General features: G+C 64.4%; 33 protein-coding genes. 6 read left to right on the plus strand and 27 right to left on the minus strand.

Features of this window, described 5'->3' with window-relative positions; all coding sequences use genetic code 11:
- Positions 1-10: 10 nt before the first annotated feature.
- Positions 11-1,210, plus strand: a complete 1,200-nt coding sequence (locus ACZ42Y_RS01495) for a class I SAM-dependent rRNA methyltransferase (protein ID WP_236698074.1) — start codon at positions 11-13, stop codon at positions 1,208-1,210.
- Here the strand turns inward: ACZ42Y_RS01495 and ACZ42Y_RS01500 are convergent.
- Positions 1,207-1,359 (minus strand): hypothetical protein, encoded by a 153-nt coding sequence (locus tag ACZ42Y_RS01500; RefSeq protein ID WP_464735546.1) that lies wholly within the window; start codon positions 1,357-1,359, stop codon positions 1,207-1,209. The two genes, ACZ42Y_RS01495 and ACZ42Y_RS01500, sit on opposite strands and share 4 nt — an antisense overlap.
- A 113-nt stretch (positions 1,360-1,472) precedes the next feature.
- Between ACZ42Y_RS01500 and ACZ42Y_RS01505 the strand changes: the two genes are divergently transcribed.
- Positions 1,473-3,035: an ATP-binding protein gene (locus ACZ42Y_RS01505; protein ID WP_058370124.1), complete on the plus strand. Its 1,563-nt coding sequence runs from the start codon at positions 1,473-1,475 to the stop codon at positions 3,033-3,035.
- On the opposite strand, the gene ACZ42Y_RS01510 is transcribed toward ACZ42Y_RS01505, so the two are convergent.
- Entirely contained in the window at positions 3,032-4,252 is a 1,221-nt protein-coding gene (locus ACZ42Y_RS01510) for a DNA double-strand break repair nuclease NurA (protein ID WP_058370123.1), read from the minus strand. The two genes, ACZ42Y_RS01505 and ACZ42Y_RS01510, sit on opposite strands and share 4 nt — an antisense overlap.
- Positions 4,253-4,359: 107 nt before the next feature.
- Between ACZ42Y_RS01510 and ACZ42Y_RS01515 the strand changes: the two genes are divergently transcribed.
- The gene (locus ACZ42Y_RS01515; RefSeq protein ID WP_464735547.1) at positions 4,360-5,493 is read left to right on the plus strand and encodes a hypothetical protein; all 1,134 of its coding nucleotides are present in this window, start codon (positions 4,360-4,362) and stop codon (positions 5,491-5,493) included.
- 2 nt (positions 5,494-5,495) lie between these two features.
- Positions 5,496-5,669: a 50S ribosomal protein L40e gene (locus ACZ42Y_RS01520; protein ID WP_058370121.1), complete on the plus strand. Its 174-nt coding sequence runs from the start codon at positions 5,496-5,498 to the stop codon at positions 5,667-5,669.
- On the opposite strand, the gene ACZ42Y_RS01525 is transcribed toward ACZ42Y_RS01520, so the two are convergent.
- The 13 genes from ACZ42Y_RS01525 to psmA all read right to left on the minus strand — a co-directional run bounded on the left by ACZ42Y_RS01525 (position 5,666) and on the right by psmA (position 13,154).
- Positions 5,666-5,875 carry a hypothetical protein gene (locus ACZ42Y_RS01525; protein WP_058370120.1) on the minus strand — a complete coding sequence of 70 codons (210 nt, stop codon included), beginning with the start codon at positions 5,873-5,875 and terminating at the stop codon, positions 5,666-5,668. The two genes, ACZ42Y_RS01520 and ACZ42Y_RS01525, sit on opposite strands and share 4 nt — an antisense overlap.
- On the minus strand, positions 5,853-6,080 hold the full coding sequence (locus ACZ42Y_RS01530) for a hypothetical protein (protein WP_058370119.1): 228 nt from the start codon (positions 6,078-6,080) through the stop codon (positions 5,853-5,855). Before ACZ42Y_RS01530 ends, ACZ42Y_RS01525 begins: the two co-directional genes overlap by 23 nt.
- Positions 6,081-6,095: 15 nt before the next feature.
- On the minus strand, positions 6,096-7,163 hold the full coding sequence (locus ACZ42Y_RS01535; protein WP_058370118.1) for a DHH family phosphoesterase: 1,068 nt from the start codon (positions 7,161-7,163) through the stop codon (positions 6,096-6,098).
- The gene (locus ACZ42Y_RS01540) at positions 7,078-7,419 is read right to left on the minus strand and encodes a hypothetical protein (protein ID WP_058370117.1); all 342 of its coding nucleotides are present in this window, start codon (positions 7,417-7,419) and stop codon (positions 7,078-7,080) included. The genes ACZ42Y_RS01535 and ACZ42Y_RS01540 overlap by 86 nt, the downstream gene beginning before the upstream one ends.
- A 135-nt stretch (positions 7,420-7,554) precedes the next feature.
- On the minus strand, positions 7,555-7,932 hold the full coding sequence (locus tag ACZ42Y_RS01545) for a prefoldin subunit beta (RefSeq protein ID WP_058370116.1): 378 nt from the start codon (positions 7,930-7,932) through the stop codon (positions 7,555-7,557).
- Between the two features lie 2 nt (positions 7,933-7,934).
- Complete coding sequence (locus ACZ42Y_RS01550) at positions 7,935-8,180, minus strand: KEOPS complex subunit Pcc1 (RefSeq protein ID WP_058370115.1); 246 nt, start codon at positions 8,178-8,180, stop codon at positions 7,935-7,937.
- On the minus strand, positions 8,122-8,775 hold the full coding sequence (locus tag ACZ42Y_RS01555) for a Brix domain-containing protein (protein ID WP_236698072.1): 654 nt from the start codon (positions 8,773-8,775) through the stop codon (positions 8,122-8,124). The genes ACZ42Y_RS01550 and ACZ42Y_RS01555 overlap by 59 nt, the downstream gene beginning before the upstream one ends.
- Before the next feature lie 115 nt (positions 8,776-8,890).
- Entirely contained in the window at positions 8,891-9,157 is a 267-nt protein-coding gene (locus ACZ42Y_RS01560) for a 50S ribosomal protein L37ae (protein WP_058371313.1), read from the minus strand.
- A 74-nt stretch (positions 9,158-9,231) separates the two neighbouring features.
- Positions 9,232-10,179, minus strand: a complete 948-nt coding sequence (gene rrp42 / locus ACZ42Y_RS01565; RefSeq protein ID WP_464735548.1) for an exosome complex protein Rrp42 — start codon at positions 10,177-10,179, stop codon at positions 9,232-9,234.
- A gap of 23 nt (positions 10,180-10,202) precedes the next feature.
- Complete coding sequence (rrp41, locus tag ACZ42Y_RS01570; RefSeq protein WP_058370113.1) at positions 10,203-10,973, minus strand: exosome complex exonuclease Rrp41; 771 nt, start codon at positions 10,971-10,973, stop codon at positions 10,203-10,205.
- Positions 10,974-10,976: 3 nt separating this feature from the next.
- The gene (rrp4, locus tag ACZ42Y_RS01575; protein ID WP_236698070.1) at positions 10,977-11,663 is read right to left on the minus strand and encodes an exosome complex RNA-binding protein Rrp4; all 687 of its coding nucleotides are present in this window, start codon (positions 11,661-11,663) and stop codon (positions 10,977-10,979) included.
- Between the two features lie 37 nt (positions 11,664-11,700).
- A complete protein-coding gene (locus tag ACZ42Y_RS01580) occupies positions 11,701-12,417 on the minus strand; it encodes a ribosome assembly factor SBDS (RefSeq protein ID WP_058370111.1) in 717 nt (238 codons plus the stop codon).
- Between the two features lie 5 nt (positions 12,418-12,422).
- Positions 12,423-13,154 carry an archaeal proteasome endopeptidase complex subunit alpha gene (gene psmA / locus ACZ42Y_RS01585; protein WP_058370110.1) on the minus strand — a complete coding sequence of 244 codons (732 nt, stop codon included), beginning with the start codon at positions 13,152-13,154 and terminating at the stop codon, positions 12,423-12,425.
- A gap of 445 nt (positions 13,155-13,599) precedes the next feature.
- Between psmA and ACZ42Y_RS01590 the strand changes: the two genes are divergently transcribed.
- Complete coding sequence (locus tag ACZ42Y_RS01590) at positions 13,600-14,265, plus strand: helix-turn-helix domain-containing protein (RefSeq protein ID WP_464735549.1); 666 nt, start codon at positions 13,600-13,602, stop codon at positions 14,263-14,265.
- On the opposite strand, the gene ACZ42Y_RS01595 is transcribed toward ACZ42Y_RS01590, so the two are convergent.
- Complete coding sequence (locus ACZ42Y_RS01595) at positions 14,234-15,400, minus strand: tRNA sulfurtransferase (RefSeq protein WP_058370108.1); 1,167 nt, start codon at positions 15,398-15,400, stop codon at positions 14,234-14,236. The two genes, ACZ42Y_RS01590 and ACZ42Y_RS01595, sit on opposite strands and share 32 nt — an antisense overlap.
- An 87-nt stretch (positions 15,401-15,487) precedes the next feature.
- Complete coding sequence (locus ACZ42Y_RS01600) at positions 15,488-16,231, minus strand: HesA/MoeB/ThiF family protein (protein WP_464735550.1); 744 nt, start codon at positions 16,229-16,231, stop codon at positions 15,488-15,490.
- Between the two features lie 254 nt (positions 16,232-16,485).
- Here ACZ42Y_RS01600 and ACZ42Y_RS01605 point away from each other — a divergent pair, with 254 nt between their 5' ends.
- Positions 16,486-17,178, plus strand: a complete 693-nt coding sequence (locus ACZ42Y_RS01605) for a creatininase family protein (RefSeq protein WP_464735551.1) — start codon at positions 16,486-16,488, stop codon at positions 17,176-17,178.
- Here the strand turns inward: ACZ42Y_RS01605 and ACZ42Y_RS01610 are convergent.
- From ACZ42Y_RS01610 to ACZ42Y_RS01655, 10 genes are all read right to left on the minus strand, one after another.
- Positions 17,114-18,280 carry an amidohydrolase family protein gene (locus ACZ42Y_RS01610; RefSeq protein WP_083494394.1) on the minus strand — a complete coding sequence of 389 codons (1,167 nt, stop codon included), beginning with the start codon at positions 18,278-18,280 and terminating at the stop codon, positions 17,114-17,116. The genes ACZ42Y_RS01605 and ACZ42Y_RS01610 overlap by 65 nt on opposite strands.
- Positions 18,240-18,707, minus strand: a complete 468-nt coding sequence (ribH, locus tag ACZ42Y_RS01615) for a 6,7-dimethyl-8-ribityllumazine synthase (protein ID WP_083494577.1) — start codon at positions 18,705-18,707, stop codon at positions 18,240-18,242. The genes ACZ42Y_RS01610 and ribH overlap by 41 nt, the downstream gene beginning before the upstream one ends.
- 59 nt (positions 18,708-18,766) lie before the next feature.
- A complete protein-coding gene (ribC, locus tag ACZ42Y_RS01620; protein WP_058370105.1) occupies positions 18,767-19,234 on the minus strand; it encodes a riboflavin synthase in 468 nt (155 codons plus the stop codon).
- Entirely contained in the window at positions 19,191-19,904 is a 714-nt protein-coding gene (locus tag ACZ42Y_RS01625) for a 3,4-dihydroxy-2-butanone-4-phosphate synthase (RefSeq protein ID WP_168371187.1), read from the minus strand. The genes ribC and ACZ42Y_RS01625 overlap by 44 nt, the downstream gene beginning before the upstream one ends.
- Positions 19,905-19,957: 53 nt before the next feature.
- Positions 19,958-20,695 (minus strand): GTP cyclohydrolase IIa, encoded by a 738-nt coding sequence (locus ACZ42Y_RS01630; protein WP_058370104.1) that lies wholly within the window; start codon positions 20,693-20,695, stop codon positions 19,958-19,960.
- Between the two features lie 6 nt (positions 20,696-20,701).
- The gene (locus ACZ42Y_RS01635; protein ID WP_058370103.1) at positions 20,702-21,475 is read right to left on the minus strand and encodes a dihydrofolate reductase family protein; all 774 of its coding nucleotides are present in this window, start codon (positions 21,473-21,475) and stop codon (positions 20,702-20,704) included.
- Positions 21,472-22,023: an Rpp14/Pop5 family protein gene (locus tag ACZ42Y_RS01640; protein ID WP_058370102.1), complete on the minus strand. Its 552-nt coding sequence runs from the start codon at positions 22,021-22,023 to the stop codon at positions 21,472-21,474. Before ACZ42Y_RS01640 ends, ACZ42Y_RS01635 begins: the two co-directional genes overlap by 4 nt.
- A 3-nt stretch (positions 22,024-22,026) precedes the next feature.
- Positions 22,027-22,692 (minus strand): RNase P subunit p30 family protein, encoded by a 666-nt coding sequence (locus tag ACZ42Y_RS01645; RefSeq protein ID WP_058370101.1) that lies wholly within the window; start codon positions 22,690-22,692, stop codon positions 22,027-22,029.
- Complete coding sequence (locus ACZ42Y_RS01650; RefSeq protein WP_070807796.1) at positions 22,689-23,138, minus strand: RNA-binding domain-containing protein; 450 nt, start codon at positions 23,136-23,138, stop codon at positions 22,689-22,691. The genes ACZ42Y_RS01645 and ACZ42Y_RS01650 overlap by 4 nt, the downstream gene beginning before the upstream one ends.
- A gap of 187 nt (positions 23,139-23,325) precedes the next feature.
- Positions 23,326-24,006, minus strand: coding sequence for a 50S ribosomal protein L15e (locus tag ACZ42Y_RS01655; protein ID WP_058370099.1), 681 nt, complete (start codon positions 24,004-24,006; stop codon positions 23,326-23,328).
- Between the last annotated feature and the right edge of the window lie 141 nt (positions 24,007-24,147).

Raw genomic sequence — 24,147 nt, forward strand, 5'->3', positions numbered from 1 at the left:
CACGGAGGCCTTGGCGGGGGAGCCGCTCTCGGCCGTGAGGGTCAGGGGCGAGGGAGCCAGGGCGGTGCGCGAGAGCGGGGCGCTGATGGTCTACCGGAAGTGGGTGGAGGCGCCCCGGGGCCTCGCCCCAGGCAGCCTCGTGGTCGTAGAGGGCCCTGGAGGCGATGTGCTGGGCTGCGGCTTCTACGACACCGCGGGCCCTGTAGCGCTCCGGCTAATCGAGACCGGGGGCTGCAGCTACGGGGGCAGCGAGGAGGCAGTATACTCCCTGGTGGAGCGGGCCTACCGGGCGAGGAGGAGGCTGGGGCTCGCCGGGGACCCGGAGGCCGGGTACCGGCTGGTGCACAGCGACGGCGACATGATGCCCGGGCTGATAGTCGACGTGTATGGTGACCTCGCGGTATATCAGTCAAGCAGCATAGTCTGGGACATCCACGGGCCCCTAGTGGCCAGGGCCGTGGCCGAGGTGGCTGGCGCCCGGCACGTCTATGAGAAGAGCGCGCAGAGGACGAGGCGGGACATAGGCCTGCCGCCGAGGGAGGGGCTCCGGCTGGGCGAGAAGACGAGAGCGGTTATACGCGAGGGGGAGGCCCGCTTCATAGTCGACGCCAGGATCGGGCAGAAGACCGGGTTCTTCCTCGACCAGAGGCTCAACAGGCTGGACTTCGGTAGGCTCGCGGAGGGGAGGGTGCTTGACCTCTTCAGCTACACCGGGGGCTTCGGCATCCAGGCCCTGGTGAACGGGGCCGAGAGAGCTGTTTTCGTGGAGGAGGATGAGAGGGCGCTGAGGCTGCTCCGGGAGAACCTGGAGCTGAACCGGGTGGCCGACCGGGCTGAGGTGGTGTGGGATAACGCGTGGAGCTTCCTTCGCAGGGCGGCCGCGGAGGGCCAGAGGTACGACTCTATCTCCGTGGACCCGCCGGCCTTCATACCCCACCCCGGGGCGAAGCGCCAGGGAGTGAGGGCGTATGAGAGGCTCTACAGCCTCTCGGCCAGGCTCGCGGCCGAGGGCTCGCTGCTCGTGCTGAGCAGCTGCAGCACCCACCTAGGCCGCGGCGAGTTCATGGCGGTGGCTGCGAGGGCCCTGGCGAGGGCCGGCGCTGGGTACCGGCCTCTAGGCGGCGTCAGGGGTATGCCGCCCGACCACCCGGTGCGGCCCTCCTCGCCGCACCTGGAGTACCTGAAAACCCTCTTCGTGCTCCTGGGCTAGGCCAGCTCGTCCATATAGAGGTAGTGGCTCTCACTGGGCGTGTAGAGGCCCGGGGCCGGCTGCTCATCCTCCACGAGGGCGGCCGCCGAGAAGAGGGCTAGCGCGGCCAGCGCCGCCACCAGGGCTGCCGGGGGCACGGCTGGTCCCACAGGTATCCCACCCTATAGGGCTAGAAGAGTTTTACGCCGCGCAGCCCACGGGCACGAAGGGCTACACCCTATCTAGTATTCCCCGACGGAGAAGCCCGTGGGGCAGAAGAGTCGTGCCTATACCCCTTCCACGGGTAGCGGAGGAGGTGGGCATAGTCCTCAGTGGCGCCAGCGCCTCCATAGCGCCCATAGTCCTGCGCCGCGACCGCGAGCTGAGGGTGCTCGAGGAGGACTTGGTGCTCCTAGCCGACCCCCGGCTCGAGGGCTACTACATGCTCGGCGTTGTGCGCTGGATAACCAGGTACGAGCCCTTCCTGCGCCGCAGCGTCCACAACATGTACGTGGAGCACCCGGACGCCCTTGACACGGAGACGGTGATGCCGTTCTCCAACGCCTATGTGGAGATATACGCAGGCATATGCGATGGAGGCCCCGTCTGCAACGGGAGCCACAGGGCTGTGAACAACGTGTACGCGCCTACCCCGGGCAGCAAGGTGTTCAAGCTGACCGATGCCGAGCCCTTGACAAGCTACCTCACAGTCTCGGACCCCATAACCGTCGGGGTGCACCGCTACAGCAGGTGGCGTATCCCCCTGGACAGCGCGTGGCTCAACTACCATGTAGGCGTCTTCGGGGCGACCGGTACCGGGAAGAGCAGGCTGATCCTCCGCCTAATAAGAGAGATTGTTGGGAAGGGCTACAGACTGATAGTGTTCGACCACAGCGGGGTCGACTACACGCCCTACGCCGGCGAGCTAGGCGCCACGGTGGTGAAGTCCTCCGAGATAAGGATAGAGCCCCAGATATTTGCATCAATAATAGCAAGGCTCACGGGGGTCCAGCACCAGCAGCGTGACGCGGTGGAGATAGCGTCACTATGCTACGCTATGAAGGTCTATAGTGAGAACGGGGGAGGCGAGCGGTACCAGAGCGAGGAGTGCAGCGAGATCCTGGGCCAGGGGAGGAAGGGCCTGGCACGCTACACCAGAGGCCCCAGGGCGGACGAGGATGAGCGGAAGAGCGCCAGGGAAGAATTCCTAGAGTTGCTGAACAACGTGGTGCACCACCTCAACATGCGCGCCTCGAGCGCAGTGAAGCTCCGGCTCCTGGTCCGCCTCACCGTGCCGGAGAGGCTGTTCGAAGGCCTGCGGAGCCGGCTCCGGGAGCCCTCCGATATAGTCGACATGGCTCTCCGGGACCGCCTAGTCATAGTGGATATGAGCGACGAGCAGGACATAGAGGTTAAGAGGGGGATCGTAGCCTCAATAGCCGAGGCGGCGTGGGAGAAGATAGCCGGGGAGAGGAAGGAGGTAAACCTGGGCCTCGTCGTGGACGAGGCGCAGAACTATGCCTGCGAGTACTGCGGCGAGGCAGGCCGCTCCCTGGAGACTATAGCCAGGGAGGGGAGGAAGTGGCGCTACTTCGTCATAGTGGCTAGCCAGCGCGTGGCGAGGGACATAAGGCCCGGGGTTCGAAGCAACCTGGGCACAGTGTTCTTCTCGAAGCTCCAGTCGACGGGCGACCTGCAGGAGCTGGCGGGCTACCTAGACCTGGGCAGGGTCACCGAGGCGAGCCTGGCGATGCTGGGGCGCCGCGAGTTCTACGTGGCCGGGCTTATGAACCCGCTGAGGAGGCCCCTACTGCTCCACATCGACAGCGTGGGCGGGGAGGACTAGCCCCGGCGTCGCCGGGGCTCGTAGACGTATCTTTTCTCCGGGTTCGTGTGGCTTAGGAGTACCAGGGCCCTGGTGCCGCCCACCTCCTCCAGCATCTCCGCCAGGTGGCTTATTATCCTCCTCCTGAGCAGCTCGAGCATCCTCGACTCGAGCCTCGTGTACTCGTCCACCAGGTCTATCGGGTAGGGGAGCCCCGTGGCAGGGTTTGTCAGCGTGTTGAGCATCGAGAGCAGCTTCTTGAGCCCCAGGCCGCCGTAGTCTAGCACCTCGACGCGGACCGCCTGGAGCCCCGGGCGGGGCAGGGAGGGCTTGTAGAAGGCCACCGTTACTCTCCCGTACTCGCTGCGCAGGCCCAGCCTCTCCTCGACTATACTCCGGTATTTCCCCGGGTCTAGGCCCTTCTCGGCAGCCACTATCTCGGCGTACCGGGGGAGGATCTCCTGGAACTGGCCTGCCACTAGGTACTCGCCGCGGCTCAGGAGGAGGCTCATCAGCGCCTTGTCGTTTATGCTGAGGCGGCGGCCGAGCCGGGCGCCCAGGAGCCGGGAGTAGCTCCGCTTAACCACTCCCACCAGGGTCAGCCGGAGGCTCCTAGCTCTCTCCAGGAGCCTCGCGACCTGCTCGTCTAGCCTGACTAGCAGCCTGCTCCTGGCCACGGTCTTCTGGCTCTTGAAGAGGAGGGGGTAGGGCACCAGCTCGCCGTCGAAGAGTATGACGCGGGCGTTCATAGAGCCGTCCTCCACGTAGCCGAGCACACGGTGGGCAACCGCCTTCTCGACTAGCTTGGCGTAGAGTGGCAGGATGCGCTGAGTATCCTCGGTGTCGACAAACCGGGCCTGGGCGTATACGTCGTGGCGCCTCACGCCCCTCGCCGCGAGGCCGCCGAAGCTCACGTAGCCGGCTACCACGGCTATGAGGCGGCCGCCGACGAGTTCCACGCCGCCGTCAATGGGGAATGTTGAGTCTATAGCGACGCCCGGCTCCGGCTGGGCCTCGCCTAGCCGGCCGCGGGGCAGCGAGCCGAGCTGCCGCGAGAGCCCCTCGTCGCTCGTGTACTCCTCCCTGAAGCCCAGTATCTTGCTGGCTATCTTCTCCGCTATGTAGCGGCTGGTCTCCAGCAGCATCTGCACCGCTGGTGTAAGCTCTATCTCTTCCTCATCCTCCTCCGGCGCCGGGCCGCCCGGCAGGGGCCCCGGTGCTCCGCCGGGCCAAGCCATTGCTCCCACTCGTCCCCTCTACTAGGACTCACACCCCACGTACTACCTTGAATACCCGCCGGGGGCCCTGGCGCGGCCCGAGGGGCAGACGAGGGCATGGGGCCGGGTTGAGGCGCACGCTGCTCATAGCAGTGCTCCAGCTGGTGCACATAGCGAGCTGGGCGGCCTACTACGCCCTTACGAGGGAGCTGTACAGCGGGGAGCCCGGGTTCCTAGTGAGGCTTGCGGCCGCCGAGACGCTTCCCACTGCCGTGGGGCTGCTCGGCGGAGCGGTTGCGGAGAGGAGGGGCTACCGTACCGCCCTCGCCCTGGGGCTCCTAGAGGGCCTCTTCCTGGCATCCGCGGGGGTCTTCATCCATAGGCCCCTGCTGCTCTGGGCCAGCGCCCTACTGGCTAGCCTCTTCTGGTCCATGGCCGGCCCCCAGGTGCTGGGCTACTCCCTAACCATTACCCGCGGGAGCGGCTCCCGGCTAGGGGTTGTACTGGCGGGTGGCACGCTGGGCTGGAGCCTTGGGGGCTCGGTCGCCCCCCTGGCGGCCAGGGTTCTGGGCCCCGGCCGGGTGGTCGCGGCCGGGGGAGCGGCCGTTGTGCTCGTCTACCTGGTCCTTGCCCTGCTCTCGGGGGGCACCCGGCCTGCCCGCAGAAGCGGGGAGGATGCCTCGCGCTCAACGCTGGCAGCCATGATGCTGCTCTCCAGCCTCGTGTTCACCGGGACAGAGGTAATAGGCTCGGTATACATGGCTAAGCTGAGTGTGGAGGCCGGCAACCTGGGCTACGCCGCGGCCAACGCGGCTACAGGGCTTATGGCTGCCGCCGCGCGTCCCCTGGCAGGCAGGGTCGTCGATCGGGCTGGGAGCGGGCTGGTGCTGGCCGCGAGCCTGGCCGCCTACACCGTCTACACGCTCCTCCTCCACAGCCTCCACGGGCTCGGCTTCGTGGCCGTCTGGCTCATCCCGCTCTACCCGTTCCTGGACACCAGCCTCTACAAGCTGGCTGCAAGCCTCCTCGGAGACGCTATGGGCACCGCCGCCGTCATCTCGGGCTATAGCCTCGCAGGGGCAGTGCTCCTCGCCGCCTCCCAGAGGGGCCTGGGGGTCTGGGGCTACACGCTGCTGGCGGTCACGGCCTTCCAGCTAGCCCTTGCGCTGGCGGTCCTGCTGGCCGGGAGGGCTGGGGAGCTGAGGCTACTAGCCTCAGCCTTATTAAAGGGGGGTGGTGAGGGGAGGCCCGGGGAGCGATAGCGATGGCCAACCCGCGGGACCCTGAGGTCGCGAAGATAGTCTACCAGCGTGTGCTCAACAAACTAGTGTGCAGGAAGTGCGGCGCCCTCAACCCACCTGGCGCTAAGAAGTGCAGGCGCTGCAAGAGCAAGAACCTGAGGCCCAAGAGGCTGCTTGCGGGCATAAAGAAGGGCTAGCCGCCTGGTTTCTCCCCCTCGCCGCCTGGCTCCTCCCTGGTTCTCTCGAGCACCCTCCTCGCGCCCTCGACTACATAGAGTATTGCCTCCCTCAGCTTCCGCGCGTTATCAACATAGTCCCCGGGGAGATCATAGACTACCGTTATGAAGCCCTCGTAGTCCAGCGCATACTTGTACGTGGTGCTAGTGAAGTTCTCCTCGAGCAACACCCGGAGCCCCCTCCCTGGTGGGCTCCACGTCTAGCGGGGCCGCGACCCGGACTACGCCGGTATCCCCCTCATAGCTCACCACCACCCCTATCCTTTCGCCCTCCCTCGCAGTATACTCCAGGACCAGGCTGCCCTCAACCCTGCTATAGGAAAGGCCCAAGGCTCTAACGTAGACCTCTAGGTCCGACATGCTGCGTACCATGCTCACAACCCCGGGCTAGGTTATGGGCTCGGGCTGTAGCCCGCGGCTCCTCAGTATATTCTCCACCAGTCTCACTGCCTCGCTGAGGGTGCGCTCTAGGCTGGCCCGCACCGAGGCGCCCGCTGCCTGGGCGTGGCCGCCTCCCCCGCCGCCCAGGCTCCTCCCCAGGGGCTCCATTATGTCGCGGCCCAGCTGTATGCCGAGCTTCTCCACCACGCCTCGCTTGGCCCTACCCACTACCCTGGTCTCCGAGCCCCTCTCGGACACGATTATCACCATGTCAGCCCCGAGGTCGAGAATAGCGCGTGCGACGCTAGACTCGTAGGCGCCGACATGGGTGAAGGCCACTATGTAGTCGCCCGCCCTGACTGCATGCATCCTCTTGGCCCCCTTTATCCTGGCTATCCTCTCCGGCAGCTCCATGGGGGGCGACTGTAGGGCCTGTAGCACCCTCTCGAGGCTGGCTCCTGCCTCGAGCATCTCCGCCGACACCCTGAGCGTGCGGGCACTCGAGAGTATGAAGTGCCTGGTATCGTAGACTATCCCGGAGAGGAGCAGCTCCAGGTGCTCCCTGCCCAGCTCCACGCCGAGCACGTGGACGGCCATGAGGTATACTAGCTCGGAGGTTGCGCGGGCCGAGGGGTCGTGTATGGCCAGGGCTGCGCGCTCGACAAGCTTGTTGGAGGAATGATGGTCTATAACCACCAGCATCACGTTGAGAGCAAAGTTGGCCAGGTCCCCCAGCTGCTCCGGCGAGGCTGTATCAACCACTACGGCCATCGCCGACTCGTCAGGCGCTTCGTCCTCCACGTCGCCGGGCTCCTTGCCTAGTATGGCCTGGACCACCCGCTTGCTAGCCTGGCTAAGCCCCTCGGGGAGCACTAGCCGGGCGTCGTAGCCGTGGCGGCGGAGGATCTCGCGCACTACATAGGCTGAGGCGAAGGCGTCGGGGTCAGCGTTACGGTGGGCTGTAACCACTATAGGTGTGCCGGCGGAGCTAGCCAGCTCCAGCATCTTCCTCGTCTTCTCCTTCAGCTGCTCTAGAGCGTAGCTGCTCGTAGAGCCATCGCCCCGCCTCGTCAATAGCCTCAGCCACCACCTCGTCATAGGATAAGGGGGCTATCAGCCTACCCGTGACACGTACATCGATGTAGACCTTTAAGCTCCTCCCGTTAGGGCTGAGCTCGCCCTCAACTATGACGTCCATCTCGTCTAGCCGGCGGCGCAGCCTCCGCTCAAGAGCCTCAGCTATGACCCTCTCCACGCCGGAGAGGAGCCTCTCGAGCTCCTCGGGGCTCAGCGGCTTCTTCTCGAGCCCTACGCTGACCACACGGGCCATGACGGCCGATATCCCCTGGACCGGTGCGTGTTCACCGCTGAGGGGCCTGCCGGCATGCCTCCACGGCTCCACCCCGGGGGAGGCGCGGGCGGGGACGGGCTCTGCGGTGCTTAAAAACCCGGGGCTGTGGAGGGGCTAGCCGCCGGCGCCGCCCTGCTTGCCTAGGGTTAGGTGGGCCTGCATCTGTTTTATCTCCCCAGCGAGCTTGTCCAGCTGCTTCTTAAGCTCGCCCTCCTGCTTCTTTAGCTTCTGGAGCCTCAGCTCCAGTATCTCGAGCCTATCCTTCAGCTCCTGGATGAGCTTCTCTCTGTCCACGCGCACGAGTATACCGGCCTTCATGCGGTAGACAGGGGCGCCCTCGCCCGCTTCCTCGAGGAGCTTGAGCACCTTCTGGGTCTCAGCTATCTCGCTCTCCACCGCGACGCGCTCCTGGGCTATCCTAGTGTACTGGGCCTGGAGGCTCTGTAGCCGGGCGAGCTTGTTCTCGATCTCCGGTGGCAGCCGCTGGGCCACAGCTATCCACCTACCGCTTCAACCGCTTCAAGAGCTGCGGCGGCGAGGCTAAGATAAGCGTTTACTAGCGTCCTAGCGGAGGATAGGTCGCGCGCCTCCAGGCATATCTCGAGCACGCTGGGCCCCGCCCGCACCACCACCCTGCCCCGGCCAGGGTCCGGGGGGTTGCGGGCCTCCGTCTCCAGCGACCTAGCCAGGGCTTTGGCCAGCTTCTCCGAGAGCCCCCTCAGCCTTATGCAGCCTGACACCCGTGTCATAGTCCACGACCCCCGCTATGCGGAGTAGGGGGCCGCAGGCACGGCCCGTGCTGCAGCGGAACTCCACCTCCGCCAGGCTGCGGCTACCCTCCCTGACAACGGCTACCACGTCGAACCTGGCAAGCGCCTCCTCGTAGTCTAGCGCTACGCGGGCCAGGAATGCCCTGGAGAGCAGGTCCGCCAGGCTGTGGAGGGCCTGGCCGGCGGAGGGGGCTACGTGGACCCCGAGGCTACGGGCCCCGTAGGCCCTTTGAGCTCCTGGGGTCTCCCGGGAGAGGCGCACGCCGCGGAGCAGGATCCGCGCCATGAGCCGCAGCTCCATCTCCGGGGGCTCTAGGGGCTGGTAGACGTTAACAGTGCCCGGGTTGCCCTTCCAGACGGAGACCACTATGACCCTCTTAGCGCCTCTCGCAGCGGCCTCGTAGTAGAGGTCGCGGAGCGTGGCCTTCCCCCTGGTGAGCCTCTCAGCCCCTGGCAGCACCGACACCAGGTCCTTCACGAAGCTCCTCACACGCTGGGTAGGCCGGTGGGATGTTGTCACGAGTATGAGGCTCCTGCCGCCGGGAGGGGTACCGGTGCGCGCCACGACGCTCCCCTTAGGAGATGCCACCCGTGCTGGAGGGGCGGATGAACCCTGTAGAGCCGCTGCCCAGGAGCGGAGGCCCCGCTAAAGCCCCGGGAGGCCGGGTGCCACGGGGCGGCTAGTCCTCGCGTATAATCACCTTGGGGAAGGTCTTGCTCAGCCCCGTCCTGGGCACGTAAGCGCCGCCCGCCCAGACGGCGCCGCACTTGGTGCAGGTCCACACGCCCACGCTTATCCTCTTAACGTGCCCCCGGGTGCCGCAGAAGGGGCACACGTGGTCTGCATAGCGGCGCTCCATGACGTCCTTCCAGCGCTTCCTCAGCGTGGAGCCGTAGCGCGGGCCGAACCTCCCCGCGATGCCTACAGCACGCGTCCGCCTAGCCACTGCCCAGCCACCCACCATGCCGCTGGCAAGCCCAGGGTTATAAGACTATAGAGGAGCGCCTAGGCCGCCCCTACTCACTCCTCGTACTCTTCACCGCCCTCCCCGCTCTCCTCAGCAACCTCCTGGACCTCAACAGGCTCCTCATGCTCCCTGTGCACTGCCGGCTGCGGCCTGGCTTCCCCGCCGCCCTGCTCGCCTAGCTCCCTCTCTAGCTTGGAGCGGTAGGGGAGCACCATATCCTCCAGGGCCTTCTGGTAGACGGGGGCCTTGTTGAGAGCTATAGAGGTGGCCGTGAGCACCTCACGGTATGACAGGTCTCCCATGCCCGTCTTCTGCATGCCGGCTATCCTGCCGTCCTCGCTCACCGCCACCACGAGCCTTGTATCAGCCACCTGCTCCTCCTCATAGGTTGGGTCAACCAGCAGCTTCCCGGCGATCTTGGCAATGGTTACCGTGACCACCCTATGGTTTATGGGGACCAGGCCAGTGAACCTGCTGCGGTCCACACGGTATCCATCTTCGGTCTTCACCGCCGCCGGGAGCCTAGCGGAGAGAAGCGCGGCCATAGCGGCCAGCATTGATGCGTCGAACAGGTTACCGTCGTGGTTCAGCACATATATGTCTACGTAGAGCCTCCAGACATGCTTGCCGGGCTCCAACACGAGCTTGTCGAGAACCACCGCCTTTATCTCGCGGAGGCTCCGGTCCACAACACGAGCCAGCTCTATCGCATTCTCATCCGGCGGCCCCGGCTCGAAGGTCGGAGACGCCAGCGGCACGAACTCTGCATGGACCACCAGCACGCCCTCATTAGGCGTATCGGGGAACGGCGCCACTATATCGGTCTTAACACCGGCAAGCACCACTGTCTGCCCAAGCTTCACCAGCGCCGAGCCCTCTGCACGCTCCACGTAGCCGGGCACTATCTCTATCTTCCTTACCTCGTCCAGCTTACGGCCGTCGAGCCGGACGCCGCGGGAGAGAAGCGTCTCCATAGTGTAGCGCTTTAGCTTAGGCACCACCGGCTGCGCAGATGGGGTCACGCTCACTGCCCACCGCCCTCCTGGACCGCCTCGGCATACTTCCTACGGAGAGCCTCCTTCTGAAGCTTGTATATTGCATGGATGCCCTTACGGGCAAGCTCCATTGCCTTCACAAACTCCTCATGAGTGAGGACGCCATTGAGCTGGAGGAGCAGGACCTTATCCAGGTTGGGTGCCATGGCCACAGGCATGTCTGCCTCGGCGTAGTTGTCCTCTATCTCGTCTATATCCAGCACCAGCACCCCGTCAACCTTACCCACGGCGACACCGGCTACGAGATCACGCATAGCTATACCCGCGTCGGCGAGAGCGAGGCTGGCAGCCGTTATCGCAGCCGTCCTCGTGCCCCCGTCGGACTGGAGAACCTCCATGTAGACGTCTATAGCTGTGCGCGGGAACAGCTCCGTAATGACTACGGCCTCGAGCGCTTCGCGTATAACCTTGGAGAGCTCTACCTCCCTGCGGGTCGGCGCAGGTATCTTACGCTCCTCGGTAGAGAACGGCGCCATATGGTACCTGCAGCGGATAATAGCCCTGTCGGGAAGCGCCATGTGGCGCGGATGCGCCTCCCTCGGCCCGTAGACCGCTGCGAGCACGCGTGTGCCGCCATACTCCACCAGGGCGGAGCCGTCAGCATTGCCTAGCACGCCGACCTCCATCCTTATCGACCTCAGCTGCTCGGCCAGCCTGCCGTCATGCCGGACGGGCACCCGCTGCCCATCCCGCTCCTCCCAGCGTATGAGGACGGGTCTCTCGCCTCCACCACCAGCCATGGCCTATACACCCCTACGGGCTCTTTCACTGCGTATAAACTCCCGGACCCTCTCGGTCAGCCCGCTTGTATGGGCCTCCGCCTCAATCTTCTTTATAGAGAGAATAACTATCTCCTCCAGGTCCTTGTTAGGGCAGTTAACAAGTATACGGCCATTCTGGCCAACGACTATCTCGCAGCCAGACTCCCTCATAAGCATGTTTACCATTGAGCCCTTCCTGCCGATAACGCGGGGAATCCTGCTGGGCTTAATCTCAACAATGGAGCCCTCCACCACGCGGCCCAAGCCCTTCCCCTTAATGGTTAGGAGCGGGTCCCTGGCACGGTCAAAGGCCACAACCTTAGCCACTATATAGTCGCCGACATCGAGGTACCTCTCCAGGCTGTCCACGGCAGGGTTAAAAGGCCTATCTAGAACCTCCTGCACCGTCAAGATGCCCTTGTAGGGGGATGCTATGTCGACCTCCCAGTGGGTCAGCCCAATATCCTTGACCAGACCTATGACTATGTCGCCGGGCCTCGGTATATAGGCGCCCTCTAGCGGGATTATCCCTATCTTGTACTTCCCGTCCTCGAGCTGCTGCACAGACACCAAGCCGGCTATTGTGGCGTAGTAGGTGTTGCCCTCGCGCTCAATATATATGGAGTCTACTATCACATCATTTCCCTCAGCCAGTACGTCACCGGGCAAAACTATCGACTTGGGTTGAACATATATGCGCGCCACGCTACACCACGCTCACTACCTTGACATCAACGTTACCACGGGTGAGCTTGTTTAGCTTGTCCATAACCTCCTGCTGCAGCCCAGCCGGGATCTCCAGCTCGGCCACGAGGCTGCCGTCACTGCGCCAGTCCATATGTTTTACCTCTCCAAGCTTGGAGAGAGAGCCGGCCACACGGCCCGAGTACTCTGGAGGCACTACGATGCGCAGCAGCGCCTTGGCTATCTTGATCGGGATTATCCGGCTTATGGCGCGCACTATCTGCTGAGCCTGCTCCTCGACGCTCTTAAACGGGTCTACGCCGACCCTCGCCTGCTCCATAGCGGCTTCTATCCTAGCAGGGGGTATGGGGAGCTTCGTCTGCGGGTCAATGGCGTTGCGCGCGATGTAGTTTATGATCTGGCGGCGCTTAGCCTCTATGAGCCTCCTGCGCTGCTCCGCCGTGAGCTGCAGCTCGCCCCGCTTAACTATCTCCGCAGCTATCTTCACGACATCGTCTGTCCCGAAAACCTTGCGGAGAAGATCGGGGGAGGCTCGGAGGCCGCGGCGGAGATCGGTGTAGACGGCGTCGCTTATAACGAGCTCCTCAAGGTTTACCTGCCTACCCTGCTTATACTCGAAGGCTAGCTCAGGGTTTACGAGGACCTCAAAACGCTTGCCGCCGACTTCAAGCCTCGCGACGACTGGTTCGTGCTCGCCCTTGCTGCCCCGGCGCGTCATAGCGGCTAGGCACCGAGTTTTTCTAGGAACTTCTGGAGCTCCTCTTTAGACAGTTTTCTGAATTTCCGCGTCTTGGCCTCTACTACGCCGACCTCCAGGGTCTCGGTGGACGGCTTGCCCTCCATCACGGTTGTGACCGCCTTCATGCCGAGCAGTATCGCCTCCTCCAGGCTCATATCGTCGCGGTACTCCTTCTGGAGCACCTCCACTGCCTGGCTACCGCCCTGGCCCAGGCCGTGGGCCTTGTAGCTTATGTACTGGCCGCTCGGCTCGGCTACGTAGAGCTTGGGCCCGGCCTCGTCCACGCCGGCTATCATAAGTGTCACTCCGAAGGGGCGCACGCCGCCGTGCTGGGTGTAGACCTGCATCAGGTCGCACACCTGACGGGTCAGGTACTCGACGGGTATGGGCTCACCGTAGACGAACTTGTACTGGACGGCTAGCAGCCGGGCGTAGTCTATCAGCACGCGCCCGTCGCTCCCGAAGCCAACGAAGCCTGCGCCTATGTGCTCGTCGACCATGTACACCTTCTCCAGCTGCCCTATATCTATGAGGGGGCTTGTCTTCCTCTTCTCAGCAACTATCACCACGCCCTCCGCGGTCCTCACGCCCACCATCGTCCAGCCGCGCTTGGCAGCCTCCATAGCATATTCTACCTGGAAGAGGCGGCCGTCAGGCGAGAACATTGACGTGGAACGGTCGTATCCCATCATCGCTGGCGGCGCAGGGAAGGACATACCTGCATCGACCCTCCAGGCCCTTGGGGCAGCATGTCTACACATAAAAAGCCTTATCTGGCACGAAATAGCTGGCCGAGATACGCTTGGGCCGGTGAAGACGAGTCCGAAAACCGAGCAGCCTAGAGGCGCTGGCTGATGCGGAGTCTTCTCGCCCCAGAGGCCCCGCGCGGCGCTGTTTATACCCAGAGGGGCACGTTATCATACTCCCGGGCCTCTCGGGTGCCGCCGGGCCCCTGACTGCCCCGCAGGCCCTCTGGGGCCTCTGGGGTGAGGGGGCTCTGCGCGCCGGAACACCCATACCATGCAGCTCCTCACGCTCGGCCTAGGCCTCCAGCCGCGCGCAGGCCCTCCGGGGGCGGTGATGACCGCGTCCTTCGTGAAGAGCGCTGCGATGACCTTGAGGCCCCATTGCTGAGCATGGGCTGCGCGGGGGCCAGGGGGTATGGCTGGCAGGGGCTCCGGCGCCGCGGGCAGGGTGCTGCGTGCGCTGAGGAGGCTGGCCTCTAGGAGAGGCTGCGCTACGCTGGCGGAGCTGGCGGCGGAGACGAGGCTGGCCCCGAGCGAGGTTGAGGAGGCGCTGACGGAGCTTGAGGAGAGGAGGCTAGTAGTGGTGTCGGGGAGCCGTGTCTGCTACACGGGTGGCGGCTGGGAGGAGGCTGAGACGGGTAGGGAGCTGCGCAGGGTCCTGGAGGCACTGGCCTCCAGGAGGAGTATCATTGCCTCGGTGAGACGGGCTGTGCTTGGCCCGTTCCACGTGGTTATAGCCTCTAGGAGGGACGGTATAGTCTACGTCATCCTCCCCGTGGAGGGTAGAGAGCCGCCGGAGAGGCTGGTGGCCTGGGCGAGGAGGCTCGCGAGGCTGCTGCGCCGGGAGGCAGAGGAGGGCTGCCAGGATCTCCCCGGAATCGGGGTCGAACCGAGGCTCCTGGTGCCCGTGCTCGCCTCCGACTATGGGGCGCCGAGGATTATTGAGGGCGTGGCCTACAGGCCTGCAGCCAAGCTGCTGGAGCTGGCCGCGGAGCCGGAGACGCTCCTCTCGGACCCCATGGCCAGGTTCTACGAGTGCAGGCGCAGGGCTAGACGAGGGGAATCTCAATATATTGCCTAGTGCTCTGCTCCACCACGCTCTCAACCTTGGCGTACTCCTCTGCGAGCTTCCTGGGGCTGCCCCGGGTGGTGGCCGGGCCGCTGGCTAGGCGGCAGTACTCCCTCGTCCTGGACGCTTCCTCATAGACCCCTATCCGCCTCGTAAGATCCACTATCTCCTCCTTGTCCAGGCCGGCGAGGGGCCGGATAAGCGGGACCCGTAGGGGCCTGGCGCGGGCGAGGGCGCTGAGGTTCTTCAGCGTCTGGCTCGAGACCTGGCCCACGCTCTCCCCCGTGTAGAGGGCGTCGTACCCCAGCTCCAGGGCCATCTTCTCCGCGGCCACGTACATGGCTAGCCTGAGGACGAGCTGGGCGTAGCTACGCTCGACGAGGCCCGCTATAGCCCTGGTGACGGGGCGGAAGTCGATGGCGTAGAGCCTTGGCCGGTAGCCGTAGAGCCAGGAGCCGGCGAGCCGGTAGCCCACACGGAGCGCGTCGCCGAGCGAGGCGGGGCTGGCGAGCACATAGTGGAGCAGGTCCACCTCCGCGCCCCTCTTAGCGGCCATCCAGGCCGCCACGGGGGAGTCGAGGCCGCCGGAGAAGAGGGCGAGTACCCTCCCCTCAACACCCACGGGGAGGCCTCCGGGGCCCCTCCGCGTCTCCCGGTAGACGTAGGCTCTCCTGCCCCGGATCTCTACATGGACCTCCACTTCGGGGTTCTCCAGGTCTACGCCGGCGGAGAGCGGGTAGAGGGCGGCGCCTATCACCCTGGCAGCCTCGAGGCTTGTGAAGCCCTCAGCCCCGCTCCTCCTGGCGCGGACGGCGAACTTCTTCCCGCGCACCCAGTCCCCGGCTATCTCCCTGACACGCTCAGCCAAGTCCTCGAGCACCTTATACTCTACCACGTGAGCCACCGTAGCCCAATGGACCCCGAAGACCCTGGTAAGCGTATCCACAGCCTTCTCTAACTCTCCGTCGCTGCAGCCGGAGACGTAGAGGCGGGCGGCGTGTATCCACACCCTCCTACAGCCGACGCCGCTCCTGGAGAAGGCATCCAGTATGTTCCTTATGAGCCTCTGCTCGAACCTAGGCCTAGTCCTCTCGGACTTGAGGACTATCTCGCCTGAGACGCTGGCGAGAACAACCCTATCCTCCATGGCGCGGTCCCGGAGGCGGCCGGCTCCGACAAGGCAGGCTGTCCAGATTTAGACCATTAATAGTTAGGCCATTAATAGCCGCGGGGGCTAGCAGCTGCAGCCTGCACGCTGCTTAAGATGAACCCTCATTAAATCCATGTTGTATGCGTCTATTATTATCATGCGCCCCTTGCTGACCTCTCCCACACCGGTGATCAATTTCATAAGCTCGGTCACGGCTATTGAGCCGACGAGCGCGACCACGGGGCCCACTGCAGGTATCTTGGCCGGAGTCTTGAGGGAGGGGGGCAGGAGGCAGCGGAGGCAAGGGGTCTCGCCGGGGACAACAACTATGACCTGGCCCTGGAGCCCGTAGACCCCCGCGTGTACAAAGGGCTTACCTCTCCGGTAGGCGGCCCTATCGAGTATGAACCTTGCCTCCCAGTTGTCGAGGCCGTCTATAACGTAGTCGGCCTCGGAGACGAGTCCATCCACGTTGTCCTCGGTTATACGCTCGGATACAGCTACTATCTCGACATTGGGGTTGAAGCGTCTAAGCTTCTCGGCGGCGGCTATGGCCTTTGGCCTACCTAGGTCATCCACCGTGTAGAGCACCTGACGGTTGAGGTTGGACTCGTCCACCACATCGCCATCCACAAGGACTAGCTTCCCTACACCGAGCGCCGCCAGGTAGAGGGCCTCGAAGGAGCCCAGGCCGCCTACCCCAGCCACCAGCACGCTAGCCTTCTTCAACCTCTCCTGGCCCTCGACCCCGAATATCGGTATCTGCCGCTCGTAGCGGAGAAGCTCGGAGGGCGAAAGCGGTGAATTGCTCCTACCCTCGACGTCCACAGCGCATCTCTCCCCCAGAGCGATGCTTAGGGGCGTGCAGCTGGAGCCAGGAGCCTCACTACTGGGCACAAGTAATGGGGGTATTAAGGAGCGGCGCAGCCGGCTCACCCTACGTCGCAGCGGTCGGATCGTCGTGAGATCTTCATCCGGGTGGGCCGCTCTGTCTGGGACGGCGTCCTCATCCCGCAGCCCCTGCTGGCGGCGGGCAATCGCTAATTCTAGTTACGCCCGGTGGCCGGGGCAGGGCAAGGCTCTTGGCAGCGCTGCTGGAGCTTCTCGGGTCCGGGGAGCGGGTGGAGCTAGTGGTACAGCCGATAGCGTCTATCGAGAACCATGGGGTGCTGCCGCTGGGCTCGGACCTGCTGATAGCCAGGTGCGTGGCTGAGAGGCTGAGGCTCCCCCGGGGGGCGGCTGTAGCTCCTCCAATACCGTACTCGACGGCAATGGAGCATGAGGGGTTCCGCGTATCCCTATCGCCCGAGACATTCATACGCTACCTCGTCGAGGCTGGCTCCTCTATCCTCCAGGGCGCCCGCAGCCTCGTGTTCGCTGTGTTCCACGGAGGCGCCTTCCACGCCGCCTACCTGGCTGCCAGGGTGCTCCGGGGCCGCGGCCATGACGCCTACCTCTTCAACTTCTGGGATACAGTCTCCAGGGCCCTCGGCAGGGAGGCGTTGATCCACGCGGACTGTGTGGAAGCGAGCATCCTCCTAGCCTGTGGCCACTCCAAGGGCGTCAAGCCGGTAGAGGAGCTGGGGGAGGAGTGCCTCCGTAGCTCGCCTGGGTTCCAGCCCTGGGTGGCTAGGGACGTCCCCGGCATCTACCCGGCTGAGCCCGTCCCGGCCTCGAGGAGGCTTGGGGAGAGGCTGCTCGGAGAAGCGGTCACCCGGCTAGAAGAGCTTGTAGAATCGATACTGGGGCGCCGGAGAGCCTCTTCACCAGGGTGACCCGGAGCGAGCCGCTCCACTGGGCCTCGGGGAGCGCAGCCGCCAGGAGCCTGTCTGCGGGGGCGCCTTCCTCCACCGCCGCCGCCTCCAGGCCGAGGAGCCTAGCACAGTCCAGGGTGGCTGCCCGAAGGAGTGTCTCGGCCAGGGCCTCGGCGCTGCTTCTGCCGGGCGAGTGGGCGGCTATGTACGCGAACGCCATCTCCTCCGCAACCCTAGGGGGTACCCAGGCGGCGTTATCGGTGCCGAGCGCCACCATGGTCTCCCTGGCCAGGGCTGGGATGAGGCTTAGCGCCGGGAGCCGGCCCAGGTGGTACATGTTGGAACGGGGGCAGAAGACCAAGCCTATCCCGGCCCTGGCCAGCTCCGTCAGCTCCTCGGGGCTCAGGTAAGTGAGATGGATGGCTGCGGAGGGCCGGGTCTCGAGGACCAGCTCGTAGTCCCTGGAACGGTAGAGCTCAGGTGTCTCGGATACGTGCACGTGCACGTGGCCGCCTATGCGCCTCGCCTCGCCGGCGAGCTGTTTAAGCTCCCAGGGGGCGAGGTCGAGGGCCGTGTCCAGCCCGACGCCTCCCACCTCGCGGAGGAGCCGGCTGTAGGCCTCCAGGCTCTTCGACTCCGGCTGGGCCAGTATCCTGGCCGAGGAGCCGGGCGCGGACATTATCTTCCTGACCAGCTCTACGCCCCTCGCCCCCAGCTCGGCGTAGACGCCGGCGTACAGCGCCCCCTCCGATGCAGCGCGGGCGGCGACCGTGGAGGCCCTCTCAGCTATCTCCTCGTCGCCTAGGCTGGAAAGGAGCCGGTACTTCAGCCCCGTGGGCAGCTCCACCAGCTCGTTGAGAGGCAGCGTCTCCCCGGCCTCGGCTATAGAGGCGTCGAGTATGTGGAGATGAGCGTTGCAGAGCGCTGGGAGGACGACAACCCCCGGGAGCAGCCGTCTCGAGGGGCTGCAGCCCTTCCCCAGGCCTCTTACCACGCCCTCGTCGTCCAGGTCTATGCATGGCCTGCTCACTGGCTCGAGCTCGCCGCCGGCTAGGGCGGCCAGCACCTCCACCTGCACACTCTTACTCGATGTAGACCGTCTCCCCCTCGTACTGGGCCTCATCAAGCGCCCTAAGCCTCCTCACTAGCTTGACGGCGGCCTCCACTGAGCGGCGCGCATAGTCGTCGACGCGCTCAAGCGCCTGCATCCTGTTCATCCCGGGGCCGGAGATTCCGAGGGTGACAGGCTTCCCATACTTCTCCGCGAGGTCCATGAGCTTCCTGGCTATCTGATGCGCTATAACCTCGTCGTGCTTGGTGGCGCCGGTTATTATGGCGCCGAGGGCCACGACAGCGTCTACATCGTCCTTGCGAAGCAGCTTCTCAACCAGGAGGGGCATATCGTAGGCGCCCGGCGCCCTAGCCACATAGGTTACCGTGGCCCCGAGGAACTTGGCGTGGCTGAGCGCGCGCTGGAGCATAAGGTAGGTGACATCGTGGTTGAACTCGGACACCACTATAGCCAGCCTCACTCCCTCCCCCGCAGCCACTCTCAAGACACCTCGAGGCTAGGCGCTACGCCCGAGGATTTTAAGGAGGAGCCCAGGGGTTACCATGTTATCGGGCCTGCGTCTGGATAGCCCTGCCTCCTCCCCGTCCCGGCGCGCTCGGTGAGAACGTCGGGGCGGTAGAGGAGCAGGTAGAGGTTCTCCGCATGCTTCCGCGCCCGGTCAACGGCTATCCGGTATAGCTCCTCCTCGCTCTCGGCCTCGTCCTCGTGGACGGTTACATCTATTATATGCTTCTCGAGCTCGAGCTGGACAAGCTGCATGGCCAGGCTGTAGACCCCGTAGCTTATCTTATCGTTAAGCGTCCTGCCCACCCAGCCGAAAACCATGCCTGCATCACAGTCCTCCTTCTTCATCAGCCTCTTGATCTCTACTGGTATGTCCTTAATACCCGGCACGGTGCGGCGCACTATCCTGGCGCCCGGCATCAGGTTTAGGAGCACGTCTATAGCGTGCCTAGCCATGTCAACCCTGGCAAAGGTTGTATCTACAATACAGATCTTCACCAAGCCTCTCCACCAGGTCTATTATCTCGCTACCCTCGACCAGGGGGATCCCCTTTTCCCTGGCGAGTCTCCCTGCCTCCTCAACGCTGAGGACATCCCCCTTTGAAAGCATCTCCACCACTACGACTGAAGGCGTCATCCCAGCCAGCATTGCCAGGTGGAGGGAGAGCTCCGTATGCCCCCTTCTCTCGCGGAGCCTACGGCCCAGGAGTATGGGCACGTGGCCGGGCGCCACGAAGTTCTCCAGGAAGTAGCGGCGGGCCTCCCCCACCCTGCCATCCACAATCATCGAGAGCACCCGGTCCAGCTCCCTTATAGTGGTGGCTCGGTCGCGGTCCCGTATACCGGTCCTCGCGCGCACGCTGTTAACCCATATGGAGAAGGCTGGCTGGTCGCCGTACCCCAGGGTGCGGCTGGCCAGCGGCGCCAGCTCCGGTATACTTGCTATGATCTCGTAGCCGTAGCGCAGCCCGAGGAGCCTGCCGGCCTGGAGCGGCATGGCGTAGCAGATGAGGCCTCCCGCTAGCATCCGCATCTCGTAGATGTGGTCCACTGTAACCCTTGAGGCATGTATAACGTAGTCTACCTCGTTCTCGCGGGCCTCGTCATCGTGGACTAGCACTGGGAGGCCCCTGCGGAGAGCCTCGAGAGCCTCATCCAGGCTGCCCGCCAAGACCCTGCATGCACCCCGCGGAGAGCCTTCTAGGGCGCGTGGGCTCCCTGGAGTTAGCAGCGGCCCGGGCTCCTGAGCGCTGGCTTTTCCCCGGGCCCGATTATGTAGAGGCTGAGGTCCCTCCTACTCCTTATCACGGATAACGCGTGGGCGGCGCGGGCGAGCGCTTCCCTAGGCGACGCGGCGACGCCGACACCGAGCTTGTAGCCTCCGCCATCTATGAGCCTCTGGACAAGCTCCAGGGCTTCTTCAAGCTCCTCCGCTGGTGCAAAAACTACCAGGTTGTCGCCGCCCAGATAGCCCGGTATGTAGCCCCTGGGCAGAGCCTTCTCCACGAGCCGGGCGTGAAGCTTCGCAACCTCGGCGAACGGGGTTATGAAGCCCTTGCGGAGTCTCTCCGAGCTGACACCGTTCATGTCTATATGTATCGCTGCCACTTCCGAGCCGGGCTCCTCCGGCTCCCCGTCAAAGACTACACCCGGCTCGAGAGGGGGCATGCTCCAGCCGGGGCGGCTGGTGCTGGTAACCCTAATGGCCACGGGGACCGGGGACTCTCGGGACATGGCCTTGTATAGGCTCTCCACCGCCCTGAGGGGCACACCGTTCAGCAGCGCGATCATTATATCGTGGCTGGCCGGGATGACGTGGCCTCCATGCAGGGCTGCAGCCTCCACGGCGGCCCGGTATATGGCGGCCTGCCTCCCCTGGATGGCCCACTCTCTGTCATAGCCTAGGCTCTCGGTCCACTCCCTGTACCCTAGCAGCGCTATCACACCGACCAGCAGCGGCATTCCCGTTCACCACTCGTAGAGCTGCTCAGCCCTCGTTGTAAGCCCTCTAAGCTTCTGGGAGAGGCAGGGTTCTATGTAGGGCCCGGAGGCAGGGGGGCAGCAGGTAGACTCCACCCGGTAGGCTGCATGGACGCAGTTGCCGCAGGGGCATTTCTCCATGCATACTAGCCTCAGCCTGGGGGACTCGCTGGTTGTGGCGAAGCCCCGGGCCTCTGGATCGTCGACCACGCTCCTCCCCGCGGCGAATACGTAGGGGGTGTAGGTTACCCTAAGCTCGTCCACGAGGCCCTCCCTTAGCATGCTATAGTTGAGCACTCCCCCGCCCTCGACAAGCAGCCGGCGGACACCGTACACTGTCACAAGTATCCTCATGGCCTCCCCGAGGTCAATGACGCCGTCATCCCCGACTAGGTGGACGCGGGCCCCACGGGACTCTAGGCGCCTAATCTTCTCAGGGTCACGGGTGGCCGTGAACACTATGACCGGCGGCCCCGGCTCCCGGAGGAGGCGTAGATCCTCGTGGATCCGAAGCCGCCCGTCAACCACCACCCGGTAGTACCGGTCGCTGCGGGGCTCGAGCCTCTTCCTGAGAGAGGGGTTATCTAGCAGAACGGTGGACGCCCCCACCATCACCGCCTCGGCGGCGCCGCGGAGCAAGCGGAGCCTCGTCAAGTCGTAGCTGCAGCTCAGCATGCTGTAGCCTGTTGAGGATGCTATCCTCCCGTCGACGGTGGCTGTCGAGAATATAACCGTGTATGGCCGTGCACCCACAGCCCTCATACCTGCCTCCGCTTGTCAGCTGCAAGAGCCTGCTTAGCCCTCTTTATAGTGCCGCTAGTCCTCACGGGGATTATCACCGCGCGTCGGCCCCCAACGCGCCTCACGAGCCCGAGAGCGGCCAGCACCAGGTACTTGGTGTCATGAGATGCTCTGAGCACCCCGGCGGCTCTCTCGGGGTCGTAGTAGACTAGCTGGAGCCGCGAGAGGGCAACTGTTAGCTGGCCTGCCAGCCTCTCTACGGCCCTCTTCACCGCTTGCTCGACCTCCTCGGGCGAGGGGGGCTCATCGCCCTCGTAGACTATGTAGAAGGCTATGTAGCGGCGCCGCCTCTTCCTACGCAACCTCTCCAGGAACTCCTCGGCCTCCATGCTCTGGAGCGCGTAGCTGGCAGCCTTCAGCACCCTGTCCATCTCCCTGGATACAGCCTTCAGCCTCTCCTCAAGCATCCTATACCGGTCCTCAAGGCGCCTCCTCCAGAGGCTACACCATGCCGCGAGCCCTGCCACCAAGGCGGCGAGAGCCGCTGGAGCGGCGAGGGAGGGGTCCAAGGCCTACGCAGCCCCGCTGGCGTCGAGGCGCCTAGCCTTAGCGTTCACAACAGCGGCCGGGTATCCGGTTACCGCGAGCCTGGCCACAAGCTCTGGCAGCCCAAAGGCTGCCAGGAGAGCCTGCACCACGCGGGGGTGCCACATCTCCCACCGGGTCCTAGCACAGCTAGTGACGGTGAAGGGGGCCTCGTAGGCTGCGGCCCTCCTAGCTATGATCATGGAGCCGCGGAGCCCGCCGCGGGGGTCACCGCCATGGAGGAGGAGGTGGAGCTGGATCTCCACCGCTGCGCCTCCCTCGCGGAGGAGATGCGCCTGGCTCTTATCCATGTACCTGGCCATGCCCGGCGGCAGCACTACTAGGGCAATACGAGGATGCCTGGCCGCCAGCCGTGCCGCCTCAGCAGTCCTGGGCTTCACCGCCACAAGGTCAAAGCTCTGAGCAAGCCTCCTGACTAGGCCCACCGCCTTGCTCCAAGACTCGGCCTCTACCGTGGCGCGGGTGAGAGCCTCGATACCCTCCTCCCGGAAGATCCTGGCGTATTCCCTGGCGTGCTCAGGGTCCCCCGCCTCTACAGCGACGACCCTATACCCCATGACGCCTGCCATAGATGCCATCTCCGCCGCGTCTTTAGAGCTGCGCGGCCTTAGGCATAGGTCTATGTACTTCAAGCCTTAAGCCCCAGCTCCTCTAGGGCTTTGAGAGCCTTCTCTGGGCTCGGAGAGCCGCGGAGCGTTATCACCACGTGGACCACGTCGTCGCCGTCGTGGAGCCTCAGCTCGCCCAGGAAGGCGTCCTGCTTGCTGAACCTTAGGTAGAATTTCCCCTGCCTCTGGTCGTAGCGGTTCTCCAGCATCATTGCCAGTATTCTCCTGCTCTGCTCATCAAGCCTCCTGGCTAGGCCCCGGACAAACTCCTCCGCGTCCCTTCCCTCGATTCTCGCCACGATCCTTGTTATCGGGTTGTTGTAGTGGCCCTCCACTGTACGGGTCTCGAGCTTCACCCTGCCTCTGAGGCCTTCAGGAACAATATTGAGCACTGCCTGCTCAACTCTCTCCACATCCTCCGTGGCATGGGCATGGGCTGCTATCTCTACTCTGATAACCCTTGTAGGCATACCCATCTGCTTCTACGCCTCCAAGCGGCCAGGGCCCGTGGCTAGAGCGCTAAGCTGCCTGCCGGGATCCTCCAGGCACCAGCCCTGTAGGGGTAAAATCCCTCAGTAACCCGGGAGAGGCCGGCAGAGGGAAAGTGCGGGAGAGAGGCTAGCGCACGCAAAAACCTGCAGCAGCCCGCGTAGGAGGCTACTGGAGGTCGCCGCGGTGGTACTTCTCGCGTATCTCGTCGGGGGCAATGAGCCTGGCGCCGCGGTGGGCCTCGTGGCGCTTCTTGAGCCTGCGCTCCTTCTGCTTCTTCTTCCACTTGTACTTGTGGGTGCCGCGTAGCCCGCGTGTCTTCCGGAGCCCGCGCATCTTCTTGCCAGCACTGGTGAGGCCGCGGAAGGCGCGGCCACGGTGCTGCTTCTCACATATCCATCCCAGGTCCTTGTCCCTGCAGACGGCGGGGTGGCTACGGTCTACAAGTATGACCTCATACCACTTGTACTTGCCATCCTCCGCCACGTAGTAGCTATTGAGAACCTCCATGTTGGGATACTTCCTGGCCGCACGCTCCTCCGCGATGAGCCTCGTAGACTTGGCTGGGGCGTAACCGTAGACACCCATCCTCTTGGGGCGGCGGCCCTTATTGGGCCTAGGCCTGTTAAGCCCGCCCTTGCGGACGCGGACCCTGACCACTATGATGCCCTGCTTGGCCTTGTAGCCGAGGCTCCTTGCCCGGTCGAGCCTGGTAGGCTTCTCTATCCTTACCACGCTGGGCTGCCTGCGCCACTCCATTAGGCGGCGCCTCCATAGCTCGGCCAGCTCCGGTACCTCGTAGCGCTGCTTCCACGTCTCGCGGAGGTAGTGGTAGAGGCCGCGGGCCATCGCCTATCCCTTCCCGTCCTTAATAGCCCAGAGAGCGGCTAGGCCGTACACCCTGTTAAAAACACTACAGCCCCGCTGCCCTAGAGGGGGTGAGGACCTGCCCGCATGGCCGAGCCGGCCCGGGGGCGCCGGGGCCGGGGT

It is taken from the genome of Pyrodictium brockii (assembly GCF_055379715.1).